Source organism: Algorimicrobium bowmanii (genome assembly GCF_054031195.1).
This window is the reverse complement of sequence record NZ_CM132929.1, coordinates 2,566,918-2,579,686: the sequence shown is the minus strand read 5'-3', so window position 1 is coordinate 2,579,686 and position 12,769 is coordinate 2,566,918. Positions and strand designations below refer to the sequence as shown.

14 protein-coding genes are annotated in these 12,769 nt (G+C 34.6%); 13 read left to right on the top strand and 1 reads right to left on the bottom strand.

Going from position 1 to position 12,769, the window contains the following annotated elements; genetic code table 11:
• Positions 1-11 precede the first annotated feature (11 nt).
• The 3 genes from alaS to ACW5R3_RS11625 all read left to right on the top strand — a co-directional run bounded on the left by alaS (position 12) and on the right by ACW5R3_RS11625 (position 4,558).
• Positions 12-2,621, top strand: coding sequence for an alanine--tRNA ligase (gene alaS, locus ACW5R3_RS11635; RefSeq protein ID WP_456577187.1), 2,610 nt, complete (start codon positions 12-14; stop codon positions 2,619-2,621).
• A 125-nt stretch (positions 2,622-2,746) separates the two neighbouring features.
• Entirely contained in the window at positions 2,747-3,697 is a 951-nt protein-coding gene (locus tag ACW5R3_RS11630; RefSeq protein ID WP_456577186.1) for a GSCFA domain-containing protein, read from the top strand.
• 246 nt (positions 3,698-3,943) lie between these two features.
• Positions 3,944-4,558, top strand: a complete 615-nt coding sequence (locus ACW5R3_RS11625; RefSeq protein ID WP_456577185.1) for a DUF4230 domain-containing protein — start codon at positions 3,944-3,946, stop codon at positions 4,556-4,558.
• On the opposite strand, the gene ACW5R3_RS11620 is transcribed toward ACW5R3_RS11625, so the two are convergent.
• The gene (locus ACW5R3_RS11620; protein WP_456577184.1) at positions 4,553-4,858 is read right to left on the bottom strand and encodes a rhodanese-like domain-containing protein; all 306 of its coding nucleotides are present in this window, start codon (positions 4,856-4,858) and stop codon (positions 4,553-4,555) included. The two genes, ACW5R3_RS11625 and ACW5R3_RS11620, sit on opposite strands and share 6 nt — an antisense overlap.
• Positions 4,859-4,933: 75 nt before the next feature.
• Between ACW5R3_RS11620 and ACW5R3_RS11615 the strand changes: the two genes are divergently transcribed.
• The 10 genes from ACW5R3_RS11615 to ypfJ all read left to right on the top strand — a co-directional run bounded on the left by ACW5R3_RS11615 (position 4,934) and on the right by ypfJ (position 12,763).
• On the top strand, positions 4,934-5,503 hold the full coding sequence (locus ACW5R3_RS11615; protein ID WP_456577183.1) for a TetR/AcrR family transcriptional regulator: 570 nt from the start codon (positions 4,934-4,936) through the stop codon (positions 5,501-5,503).
• 68 nt (positions 5,504-5,571) lie between these two features.
• Positions 5,572-6,645: a 1,2-phenylacetyl-CoA epoxidase subunit PaaE gene (paaE, locus tag ACW5R3_RS11610; RefSeq protein ID WP_456577182.1), complete on the top strand. Its 1,074-nt coding sequence runs from the start codon at positions 5,572-5,574 to the stop codon at positions 6,643-6,645.
• Positions 6,646-6,661: 16 nt separating this feature from the next.
• A complete protein-coding gene (gene paaA, locus ACW5R3_RS11605) occupies positions 6,662-7,618 on the top strand; it encodes a 1,2-phenylacetyl-CoA epoxidase subunit PaaA (RefSeq protein WP_456577181.1) in 957 nt (318 codons plus the stop codon).
• Positions 7,619-7,690: 72 nt separating this feature from the next.
• Complete coding sequence (gene paaB / locus ACW5R3_RS11600; RefSeq protein ID WP_456577180.1) at positions 7,691-7,981, top strand: 1,2-phenylacetyl-CoA epoxidase subunit PaaB; 291 nt, start codon at positions 7,691-7,693, stop codon at positions 7,979-7,981.
• Positions 7,982-8,031: 50 nt separating this feature from the next.
• Entirely contained in the window at positions 8,032-8,784 is a 753-nt protein-coding gene (paaC, locus tag ACW5R3_RS11595) for a 1,2-phenylacetyl-CoA epoxidase subunit PaaC (RefSeq protein WP_456577179.1), read from the top strand.
• A gap of 59 nt (positions 8,785-8,843) precedes the next feature.
• Positions 8,844-9,344, top strand: coding sequence for a 1,2-phenylacetyl-CoA epoxidase subunit PaaD (paaD, locus tag ACW5R3_RS11590; protein ID WP_456577178.1), 501 nt, complete (start codon positions 8,844-8,846; stop codon positions 9,342-9,344).
• A 59-nt stretch (positions 9,345-9,403) separates the two neighbouring features.
• Positions 9,404-10,186: an enoyl-CoA hydratase-related protein gene (locus tag ACW5R3_RS11585; RefSeq protein WP_456577177.1), complete on the top strand. Its 783-nt coding sequence runs from the start codon at positions 9,404-9,406 to the stop codon at positions 10,184-10,186.
• A 57-nt stretch (positions 10,187-10,243) separates the two neighbouring features.
• A complete protein-coding gene (locus tag ACW5R3_RS11580) occupies positions 10,244-11,419 on the top strand; it encodes a 3-hydroxyacyl-CoA dehydrogenase NAD-binding domain-containing protein (RefSeq protein WP_456577176.1) in 1,176 nt (391 codons plus the stop codon).
• 30 nt (positions 11,420-11,449) lie between these two features.
• Positions 11,450-11,860: a hotdog fold thioesterase gene (locus ACW5R3_RS11575; RefSeq protein WP_456577175.1), complete on the top strand. Its 411-nt coding sequence runs from the start codon at positions 11,450-11,452 to the stop codon at positions 11,858-11,860.
• Positions 11,861-11,902: 42 nt separating this feature from the next.
• Positions 11,903-12,763 (top strand): KPN_02809 family neutral zinc metallopeptidase, encoded by an 861-nt coding sequence (gene ypfJ / locus ACW5R3_RS11570; RefSeq protein ID WP_456577174.1) that lies wholly within the window; start codon positions 11,903-11,905, stop codon positions 12,761-12,763.
• The last annotated feature ends 6 nt before the right edge of the window (positions 12,764-12,769 follow it).

Here is a 12,769-nt window from a genome sequence, read left to right as displayed (position 1 = left end):
CCTTTTCATTTATGAAATCTCAAGAAATACGATCAAAATTTTTACAGTTTTTTAAGGACAAGAAGCATAGTATTGTGCCTTCAGCACCTATGGTATTAAAAGACGATCCTACTTTAATGTTTATAAACTCAGGGATGGCACCTTTTAAAGAATATTTCTTAGGAAATGCCGAGCCAAAAAATACACGTATTACTGATTCACAAAAATGCTTACGAGTATCTGGAAAGCATAATGATTTAGAGGAAGTTGGTTATGATACGTACCATCATACACTTTTTGAAATGCTTGGAAACTGGAGTTTTGGCGACTATTTTAGAGAAGAAGCCATAACATGGGCTTGGGAGTTGTTAACAGAGGTTTATGGTATTGATAAAGATATATTATACGTAACTGTTTTTGAAGGAGATGAGCAAGATGGTACACCTATGGACCAAGAGTCGTATGATTTTTGGAAGGGATTAATATCTGAAGACCGCATTTTAATGGGGAATAAAAAGGATAATTTCTGGGAGATGGGTGAACAAGGGCCGTGTGGACCGTGTAGTGAAATACATGTTGATATTCGTTCGGCGGAAGAAAAAGCTAAAGTGCCAGGTAAGGATTTGATTAATATGGATCATCCCCAAGTTGTTGAGATTTGGAATTTAGTATTCATGCAATATAACCGAAAGGCTAACGGATCTTTAGATTCGTTACCGAATAAACATATAGATACCGGTATGGGGTTTGAACGCTTATGTATGGTCTTACAAGGTGTTCAAAGTAATTACGATACAGATGTGTTTACACCAATTATTCGTGAAATTGAAACGATAACTCATAAAGAGTACGGCAAAAATGATAAAATAGATGTTGCTATTCGTGTAATTTCCGACCACGTTCGTGCTGTAGCCTTTTCAATTGCAGATGGCCAATTGCCAAGTAATACAGGTGCGGGGTATGTAATACGTAGAATTTTACGTCGTGCAATCCGTTATAGTTTTACATTTTTAGATCAAAAAGATCCTTTTATTTATCGTTTAGTAGATGTGTTAAGTCAGAAAATGGGTGCTGCTTTTCCGGAAATTAAATCACAAAAACAGCTTATCGAAAATGTGATTAAAGAAGAAGAAGCTTCATTTTTAAGAACACTAGATCAAGGGTTAGTATTGTTGGATGGTATTGTAAAAAACACTTCAGGCGATACCGTTTCTGGTGATAAAGCTTTTGAACTGTATGATACTTATGGTTTTCCAATAGATTTAACAGCTTTAATTTTATCGGAACAAGGTCTGAAATTAGATGAAGCAGGTTTTAAAACGCATTTAGAGAAGCAGAAAAAACGTTCTCGTGCAGCTAGTGAAATGTCTACAGGTGATTGGACTGTTTTAATTGACGATGTAGTTCAAGAATTTATAGGTTATGATGCTTTAGAGGCAAATGTTAAAATAACTAGATATCGTAAAGTAAGTTCGAAAAAAGATGGAGACATGTACCAACTTGTTTTCAATTTAACACCATTTTATGCTGAAGGTGGTGGTCAAGTAGGAGATAAAGGATATTTAGAAGATGTTCATGGCGATGTAATTTATATTTTAGATACTAAAAAGGAAAATAATGTAGTTATTCACTTAACTAAAAATTTACCAGATCATTTAACAGAAACTCAGAAAGCAGTTGTAGATGCTAAACAACGTTATAGAACCGAGTGTAACCATACAGCAACACATTTATTACATCAAGCATTACGAGAAGTATTAGGAACACATGTTGAACAAAAAGGTTCAGCGGTACATTCTAAATATTTACGATTTGATTTTTCACACTTTGCTAAGTTAACTTTAGAAGAGTTACGTGATGTAGAGTCTTTTGTAAATGCACGTATAGCTGGTAAGTTGCCTTTAAATGAAAAACGAAATATACCAATGGATCAAGCCATTCAGGAAGGGGCTATGGCACTTTTTGGTGAAAAGTATGGCGATACCGTTCGTATGGTTCAGTTTGGTCAATCAATTGAACTCTGTGGCGGAACACATGTGAAGAATACAGGGGATATATGGTACTTCAAAATCGTGTCTGAAGGCGCTGTGGCATCTGGTATTAGACGTATAGAAGCTATTACTAACGATGCATTAAAAGATTATTTCTTAGATGTGAACAATGCTTTTAGTGATGTGAAAAGTTTATTAAATAATGCAGATCCTGCCAAAGCAGTTCTTAACCTACAAGAAGAAAATAGTAGTCTTAAGAAACAAGTTGAAGCTTTATTGAAAGATAAAGCTAAGAACTTAAAAGGTGAGCTAAAAAATGAGTTGACAGATGTTAATGGTGTTCAGTTTTTAGCTAAAAAAGTAGACTTAGATGCTGGTGGAATTAAAGATTTATGTTTTGAGTTAGGTAGCCAGTTTGATAATTTGTTTTTATTGTTTGCAGCCGAGACTAATGGTAAAGCATTATTGTCATGTTATATTTCTAAAGAGTTGGTAGCTAAAAGCGACTTAAATGCCGGTCAAGTTGTACGCGAATTAGGTAAGTTTATCCAAGGAGGTGGAGGCGGACAGCCGTTCTTTGCAACTGCTGGTGGTAAAAACCCTGGAGGTATAGATCAGGCTTTAATTGAAGCAAAAAAATACCTGTCGTAAAAAGCAGTGAATTGAAATAACAAAATACATTAGCCATTGTAGAACGTTGTCTACAATGGCTTTATTTTTTATATTTAATATGCTATTTGTTAGGTGAAATGATAGTGTTCTAATTTACATACTGTATGATTCTTCAAACTAAAATTCCTTTAAAACCACAAACTGAAAACCAGATAGATTATAATTCTCAGGTATTATTGTTAGGGTCTTGCTTTGTTGAGAATATAGGGGCTAAATTGGAGTATTTTAAGTTTCGGAACATCCAAAATCCTTTTGGGGTTCTTTTTCATCCTAAAGCTATAGAAAACTTGGTGTGTAAAGCAGTCAATAAAAAAGAGTATACGGAAGCTGATATCTTTTTTTATAACGAACAATGGCATTGTTTTGAAGCGCATTCGCAGTTGAGTAATGGTAGTAAAGAGCTATTGTTAGATGCTTTAAACAAGCAAATAGTTAAAACTCGTGAGCAACTTAAAACAGCTTCACACATTGTTTTTACTTTTGGAACCGCTTGGGGTTATAAGCTTAAAGAAACCAATCAATGGGTTGCAAACTGTCATAAAATTTCACAAAAAGCATTTGCTAAAACATTGGCTTCTGTTTCAGATGTATCAAATTCATTACAAAGTATCACCGAACTTGTCAGACAATTAAATGATACGGCTGAAATTATCTTTACTGTTTCACCAATACGTCATTTAAAAGATGGTTTTATCGAAAATACACAAAGTAAAGCGCATTTAATTTCGGCTATTCATCAACATTTAGAGAGTGTTGACTGTGCTTCATATTTTCCTTCATACGAGTTGATGATGGATGAATTACGGGATTATCGTTTTTATGAAGCGGATATGATTCACCCCAATCAGACAGCAATAAATTATATATGGCAAGCTTTCAAAGATGTGTGGGTTTCTGGAACTGCAAGTTCTACAATGGAAACTGTTGATAGTATTCAAAAAGGGCGCTTGCACAGGCCTTTCAATCCTAATTCCGATGCGCACAAGAAGTTTATTGATAATTTAGATTTGAAACAGGCGTTGCTCCAGAAAGAATATCCGCATATGTGTTTTTGATAACGAACCTGAATTTTATTTATTCTATTGGTAACTGAAAGCGGTTTTAACGGTTAATCTTTTTTAAAAAGCAGTTGGTCGAAAAAATAAGTGAGGTCATTTTTATAGTCGTAAATTTACCTTGCTATTAATTATTACATATAAACATCAATTTTGAAAGACGAGTAAAATCCATTTCATATTGGTGTTTTTTTTATGGCTTTTATTTATCATTAAATGTAAGTGTTGTTTTTTGTACATTCGTGTATGAGAAAAATTTTATTTGGCGTATTACTGGCTTTAGCCGTTATTTTTACTTTTAAATATTGGGATGATTCCAAAAAACAACAAGCTACACTACAAGAAAGTTCGACCTTAATTCAAGAACAAATTAAAAATGTTGGTAAACTAATTGTAACCGAAGGGCATTTTAGTCAAGTATTCAATTATAATAATTCAAAAGAGCTTTTTGGTAGTTATATTACTTCCGATAAGAAAGCTTTGGTTGTTGTGAATGCCGATGTCTTTATATCATATGATTTAAGTTTAATAGATTACCAGGTAGATGAAAGCAGAAAAACACTTCGTATAACAAATATTCCAGAGCCAGAAATTAAAATTACTCCAGATCTAGAGTATTATGATATTGAAGCTGATTTTTTTAATCCTTTTGAGGCTACTGATTATAATGCTATAAAGAATTTGGTAAAAAAATCGTTGATAAAGAAGTTGGATCAGTCTGATATGCGAGCAAATGCAGAAAATAGACTTATTAGCGAATTGGCTAAGTTTTATATTTTAACAAGTTCATTGGGATGGACATTAGAATACAATAATCAATCCATTGAAAATCAAGAGGATTTAAGGTCCGTAAAATTATAAATTATTTTTTAGTTTAAGCCAGCCACCGCCATTTGTAGCGTCAATATTTTGAAGTGTCAGATATTTTGCTGCCTTATCAGAACGTACGCCGCTTTCACAACAAACAACAATTGGTTTGTTTAAGGTTTTAACTTCATCAATTCTAGTTGTTAATTCGTCAAGTGGAATATGTACAGCATTTTCTATATGACCGTTACGCCATTCTTGCTCGCTTCGCACATCTAAAATAGTAGCGCCATTATCTAGGTACATTTTAACTTGACGTTTTTTTGCACTAAAAATAAAATCAAAAATCCCCATAGTCGGTCTTTATTATATACATTTACAAAACTGAATATAGTTAAATATTGTTATTTAATCAAATGTGTACCGAGTTTGAAATCAGAAACTAGAAAGCAAGAAATAATTAATACAGCTGCTAAATTATTTAAAGAGAAAGGTTATAGCGCTGTGACTATGCGTGATATAGCAACGGTTATGGGGATTAAAGCTGCTAGCCTTTATAATCATATAAGTTCTAAGCAAGAAATACTTAAAGTTATTATTATATCGCTTGCAGAAGCTTTTACAGAAGGTATGCAGGCTATAAAAGCTTCTCAAAATTCTACCATTCAAAAAATACAAGCAGTCGTGAAACTTCATGTCGATATAACGGCAAAAAATACTTACGGAATGGCATCACTTAATAACGACTGGATGCATTTGGAAGAAAAAAGAGGATACTATTTAGATTTAAGAACAGGTTATGAATCCGATTTTAGAAGTATTTTAATTCAAGGAATTAAACAAGAAGAGTTATCAGACTCAAATGTAGAAGTTATGTTGTTTTCAATGCTTTCTACGCTACGTTCCTTATATCTATGGATGCCAAAAAAAGAAGATCTAACTCCAGAAGAATTATCCTTGCATTTGAGTAATGTGTTAATCCGTGGAATTAACATCTAGTTATCATTTTATTTTGTAAATTTGTACTCCAAACTAACGGTTGTTAGTTTGATGAATTACATAATAATATGGCAGAATTTTACAACTTAAAAGTTGCAGATGTTTATAAGGAAACCAAAGACACCGTGGTAATTGCCTTTTGTATTCCTGATGAGTTAAAAACTAAATTTCAATTTAAGCAAGGGCAACACCTTACGTTAAGAACGGAGATTGATGGCGTTGATGTGCGTCGAAATTATTCACTTTGTTCTAGTCCATTAGATAATGAATGGAAAGTAGCGGTTAAAACAATCCCAGGTGGTGTGTTTTCAAATTATGCTTTCAATGTATTACAGCCAGGTGATAGTCTTCAAGTTATTGCGCCTCATGGGGAGTTTTATGTAGAATGCGAACCAGAAAGTGCCAAAAATTATATTGCTTTTGCAGCAGGAAGTGGTATTACACCAATGTTGTCTATCATTAAAACCCATTTATACTCCGAACCAAATAGTACCTTCAAATTGTTTTATTTGAATAGGACGGTTAAATCTATTATCTTTAAAGAAGAGATTGAACAGCTTAAAAATGAGTTCTTTGGACGTTTTCAGGTGTTTTACTTTTTAACAAAAGAGCAACGCGATATTCCGTTTTTAAATGGACGTTTTAATAAAGAAAAATTACAAATTCTAACTCAGAATTTTATTGATATACCCGATACTAATCATGCTTTTATCTGTGGGCCTCAAGAGATGATTTTCTTAATTCGTGATGAATTAGAAGCAGCAGGTTTAGCTAAAGAGAAAATACATTATGAACTATTTTTCTCAGGAACTACAGCTGAAGAAAATCAGCATATTGCTGAAATTTTAGATGAAAAAGTTGATGGGACACAAGTAACTATTATTGATGGTGGAAAAGAATTTCATTTTGTTATGGATGATGACTTCGATAACATATTAGATGGAGCTCTAGCTGCCGGTGCCGATTTGCCATTTGCATGTAAAGGCGGTGTTTGTAGTACCTGTAAATGTCAGGTTAAGGAGGGAGATGTAAAAATGAAAATTAATTATGCTTTAGAGGAGAAAGAAGTCGCACAAAATTATGTGTTAAGCTGTCAAGCTGTGCCAACAACCGATAAAGTAGTTGTCGATTTCGACGTTTAATAAAAAAGTTAAAGCTATGAGTGATACACAAATAAATACGCTTGAGGAGCAGTTTGAGGCACGTATTGCACGTGATGAGAAAATTGAACCTAAAGATTGGATGCCAGAGAAATATAGGCAAACGCATATCAGGCAAATGTCGCAACATGCCCATTCTGAAATTGTTGGTATGTTGCCAGAAGGCAATTGGATTACAAGAGCACCATCTTTAAGAAGAAAAGTAGCCTTGTTAGCTAAAGTACAAGATGAAGCTGGACACGGTTTATATTTATATTCAGCCTGTGAAACCTTAGGTGTTTCTCGTGATGAATTGTATGAGCAACTTCATTCTGGGAAAGCTAAATATTCATCAATATTTAATTACCCAACGGTTACTTGGGCAGATATGGGAGCTATAGGTTGGTTAGTTGATGGAGCAGCTATTATTAATCAAGTACCACTATGTAGCACCTCTTATGGGCCCTATGCGCGAGCTATGGTTCGTGTGTGTAAAGAAGAGAGTTTTCATCAGCGTCAAGGATATGAAATCATGATAAAATTAGCGCAAGGAACTCCAGCACAAAAAGAAATGGCTCAAGACGCTTTAAATCGTTGGTGGTGGCCATCTTTAATGATGCTTGGTCCAACAGATGCAGAGTCAATTCATACCGAACAATCTATGAAATGGAAATTGAAGCGTAAATCAAATGACGATTTACGTCAACAATTTATTGATCAAACCGTGCCTCAGGCTGAGTTGATTGGTTTAACTATTCCAGATCCTGATTTAAAATGGAATGAAGAACGCGGTAGTTATGATTTTGGAGCGATTGATTGGGATGAGTTTTGGCAAGTTGTTAAAGGTCATGGTCCAATGAATAAAAGCCGAATGAAAGCTCGTGTTGGAGCATGGGAGCGTGGTGAATGGGTGCGTGATGCAGCTATGGCTTACTCTGAAAAACAACAAGCAAGAAAAGAAAAACAAGTCGTTTAAAACATAATCAAATTTTTGAATACCATGACTTATCTAGTCGTATTCGAAACTGATAAATAAAATAAATATAGTATGTCTGATAAAAAAAATTGGCCACTTTGGGAAGTCTTCGTGAGAAGTAAAAACGGATTAGAACATCGTCATTTTGGGAGTCTACATGCCGCTGATGCAGATATGGCTCTAGAAAATGCACGGGACGTGTATACCAGACGCAATGAAGGTGTTAGTATTTGGGTGGTTGAGTCTAAAAATATTACAGCATCCAATCCGGAGCATAATGGTGAAATGTTTGAGCCTGCTCAAGATAAAGTTTACCGTCACCCAACATTTTATGAATTGCCAGACGAAGTGAAGTACATGTAATATAAGCTGATTATGAATTTTAATTTAAGCTTTAAACTCAAAGAAAAATAATGAAAAAAAATCTATACAACTACATTTTAGGTATAGCCGATAACTCCTTAATTCTTGGTCAGAGAATGGGAGCTTTAACAGGGCATGGTCCTAGTTTGGAAACCGATATAGCTTGTACTAATATCTCCCTAGATTTATTTGGTCAAGTTCGTAGTTACTATCAATATGCAGCTAAGGTTGCCGGAGATAAGCGTACAGAAGATGATATTGCTATGCTTCGTCAGGAGCGGGAATATCTAAATGTCTTACTCGTAGAGCAACCAGATACAGACTTCGCATATACAATGGCACGACAGTTTTTATTTGATGTGTATCACTTTTTATTTCTTACAGAACTACAGAAAAGTAGCAATTTAACTTTAGCAGCAATTGCTAATAAATCAATTAAAGAAGTGAGTTATCATCAGCGTTTTTCATCCGATTGGATTAAACGATTAGGTGATGGTACTGAAGAGAGTCACAATCGTATGCAGACAGCTATTAACGATTTATGGACATATACTGATGAATTATTTCATCAAACTGATGCCGATAAAGCAATGGTTGCTGAAAACATAGGTGTTGATGTTACAAAATTAAAAGATACTTACTATAAGCAAGTAAATGCATTACTAGAAGAGGCAACCTTAGAGGTTCCAGAATCTAAGTATTTTCAAAAAGGAGGTAAACAAGGAATTCATACAGAACATATGGGGTATTTATTGGCTGATTTGCAGTATATGCAACGCGCCTACCCTAATATGGAATGGTAAACATATTAATGATTGAAGAATTCAGGTTCTAAAAAAAAATCTGTAACCCTCAATATTTTATGACAACAACAGAGCAAAACATAGATGAAATTTTAATTCCAATCTTGGAACAGGTTTCAGACCCAGAAATTCCGGTACTATCAATCATGGATATGGGGGTTGTACGTTCAGCAATTATTGAAAATGGTATTGTAAAAGTAGAGATAACACCCACTTATAGTGGTTGTCCTGCAATGGATGTTATTGGCGATGATATAAAAGCAGCCTTAAAACATGCAGGCTATGTCTCAGAAGTTGAACTTATTTTGCATCCCGCATGGACAACCGATTGGATTACTAAAAGGGGTAGGAAAGCGCTTGAAGATTATGGTATAGCTGCGCCATTGGAGGCTGATGCAGATAAAGATGTATTGCTAAATGAAAAACGACTTGTTAAATGTACCAATTGTGGCTCACAAAATACACGACTAATTAGTCAGTTTGGGTCTACGGCTTGCAAAGCGCAATTTCAATGCGATGACTGTCAAGAGCCTTTTGATTATTTTAAATGTTTAAAGTAAAAAGCATCTAGTTGAAGAACTAACAGTTGCACAATAAATAAGATTAGAAAATAGAAAGTATGAGTAAAAGTATTCTACTAAAAATTGAAAATAATATAGCCTTCATCACATTAAACAGACCCGAAGTGTTTAATAGTTTTAATCGTGAAATGGCATTGCAACTTCAAAGTGTTTTGGATGATTGTGAAAAGGATATTGAGGTTCGTGCCATAGTTTTATCCGGAAATGGAAAAGCATTTTGTGCAGGTCAAGATTTAAAAGAAGTTACAAGTCCAGAGTTAAATCCGGGTTTTAAAAAGATTTTAGAGGAGCATTATAACCCTATAATAACTAAAATTAGACATATAGAGAAGCCAATTATTGGCGCTATTAATGGTGTGGCGGCAGGTGCAGGTGCTAATATTGCATTAGCATGTGATGTGGTTGTTGCACATGAAAAAGTAAGTTTCATCCAAGCATTTAGTTTAATCGGCTTAATTCCTGATAGTGCAGGAACTTTCTTTTTACCAAGACTTATCGGATTTCAAAAAGCATCAGCCCTAGCAATGTTAGGAGATAAGGTTTCTGCAGAAGAAGCAGAACGATTAGGTATGATTTATAAGGTTTTACCTCTTGAAAACTTTGAAGCAGAGGTGCAAAAATTAGCTTTAAAAATGGCGAATATGCCTACTAAAGCCTTAGGACTAATCAAGAAAAGCTTAAATCAATCTTTGACAAATAATCTAGAAGATCAATTAGCATTGGAGTCTAAATATCAAATAGAAGCAGCAAGTACTGAAGATTATTCAGAAGGTGTGACAGCTTTTGTAGAAAAAAGAAAACCTGAATTTAAAGGGCGATAAACGAAACAAGTATGTATCAAAAAATACAATGATACTTAAAAACAAAATATTCTATTAATGATTAAGAAAATTGGTGTAATTGGAAGCGGAACAATGGGGAGCGGTATTGCTCAAGTAGCAGCCACTGCTGGGTGTCAGGTTAAACTATATGATACTAACCAGACAGCTTTAGATAAAGCCCAATCTGCTTTAGAGAAAATATTATCACGTCTGATTGAAAAAGGACGAATAGATGCTTCAGAAAAAGACAGAATTCAGTCTAATATTTCTTATGTAACTAATTTAAAGGATTTAGCAGATTCTAATCTGACTATCGAAGCTATTATTGAAAGTCTAGATATTAAGAAACGTGTGTTTTCAGAATTAGAAGGGTATGTGTCTTCAGATTGTATCATTGCATCAAATACATCAAGTTTATCGATTGCTTCTATAGCGGCATCTTTGCAAAATCCTTCACGTTGTGTTGGTATTCACTTTTTTAATCCTGCACCATTAATGAAATTGGTTGAGGTTATTCCTGCTATTCAAACGTCAGCAGATGTTCTTAAGAAGTCTGTGCAAGTTATTTCCGATTGGAAAAAAACCGTAGCAGTTGCTAAAGATACCCCCGGCTTTATTGTTAACCGTGTAGCACGTCCTTTTTATGGCGAAGCATTACGTATTTATGAAGAAGGTGTTGCTAGTTTTGCTACTATCGATTCAGCAATGAAATCGGTAGGAGGGTTTAGAATGGGACCATTCGAGTTAATGGATTTTATTGGAAACGACGTTAATTATACGGTAACGGAAACGGTTTTTACAGCCTTTTATTTCGATCCAAGATACAAGCCGTCTTTAACCCAGAAACGATTTTCTGAAGCAGGATATTTTGGTCGTAAATCAGGAAAAGGATACTATGACTATGATGAGAATGGAAAACCTGTCATTCAAAATGATGGCGAAATAGCGCATGATGAAAAGCTAGCAGAAACTATTTTCAATCGCGTACTAGTGATGTTAATAAACGAAGCTGCCGATGCCTTGTTTTTAAATATAGCTTCTGCAGAAGATTTAGATAATGCCATGACAAAAGGTGTTAATTATCCAAAAGGCTTATTAGCATGGGCTGATGAAAAGGGAATTGATTGGTGTGTTCAAATGTTAGATGACTTGTATGATAAATATCGTGAAGATCGTTATCGATGTAGTCCTATATTGCGTAAAATGAACAACGAAACTAAAACGTTTTATTAAAATTTTAGTAACCGCTATAATAGATTCTTAATGCCATTAAACGGACAACAAATACCACAAAAAATGCTAAGTCAAGATGCTTATAGCACCTGGCTAGGTATAGAAATTCTTGAGTGCCAAATAGGACGCTGTAAAGTCGGCATGCGTATTCGGAAAGATATGTTAAATAGTATGTTTAAGGCTCATGGAGGTATTTCATACTCTTTGGCAGATACAGCTTTCGGTTTTGCAGCCAATACACATGGGAAATACGCGGTATCTATTGAAACGAGTATTAATCATATTGAAGCTTTAAATGAAGGCGATTATATAGTAGCCGAGTCCGTTATTGAAAGTGTTAAAAATAGACTAGGTTTCAATATTGTTGAAGTTAAGCGTGGTGACGAATTAGTTGCACTTTTTAAAGGCGTTGTATATCGAACCAATAAAGATTGGGAATAGATATTGAGCTAGCGAATAAAGAAATAAATTAAAAGAAATAAAATGAAATGGAAAGGTAGAAGACAGAGCGATAATGTAGATGATCGTAGAGGTCAGAGCTCTAAAGGAAAGCTAGTAGCTGGAGGTGGAATTGTTGCTGTAGTTGTTATTTTATTACAACTTTTTGGAGGTGAAACCGGTCAGCAGATAGCGCCAATAATTGAGCAAATTAATCAAGGAAGTTCAACTCAGCAAGTTGAACAAAGAGCATTGACAGCAGAGGAACGAGAAGTAGGTGATTTTGTTGCAACAGTTTTAGCTGATACTGAAGATGTTTGGAACCAGATTTTTAGAAATAATAATTTAGGTAGCTATCAAGAACCAACAATGGTTTTGTTTTCAGATACAGTAACTAGTGGCTGCGGAAATGCTACATCAGCATCTGGTCCTTTTTATTGTCCTGCCGATTATAAATTATATATGGACCTAGTCTTTTTCGAAGAATTAAAATCTCGATTTGGAGCTAAAGGTGGTGACTTTGCTATTGCTTATGTTACAGCTCATGAAATTGGACACCATATTCAAACCCTATTAGGAACTTCTAATAAAGTAAGACAATTACAACAACAAACAGATAAAGTACAAGCGAATAAACTTTCTGTGGCTTTAGAACTTCAAGCTGATTTTTATGCAGGAGTGTGGGCAAATCACAACCAAAAATATTTAGACGAAGGTGACGTTGAGGAAGCTTTAAGTGCAGCAAATGCTGTAGGTGATGATGCGATTCAAAAACGAATGAGTGGTAGTGTAACACCAGACTCTTTTACACACGGAACCTCCGAGCAACGTATGTTCTGGTTTATGAAAGGATTTAAAACCGGCGATATTAGACAAGGAGATACCTTCTCTGAAATTGTAAATTAAAAAGAA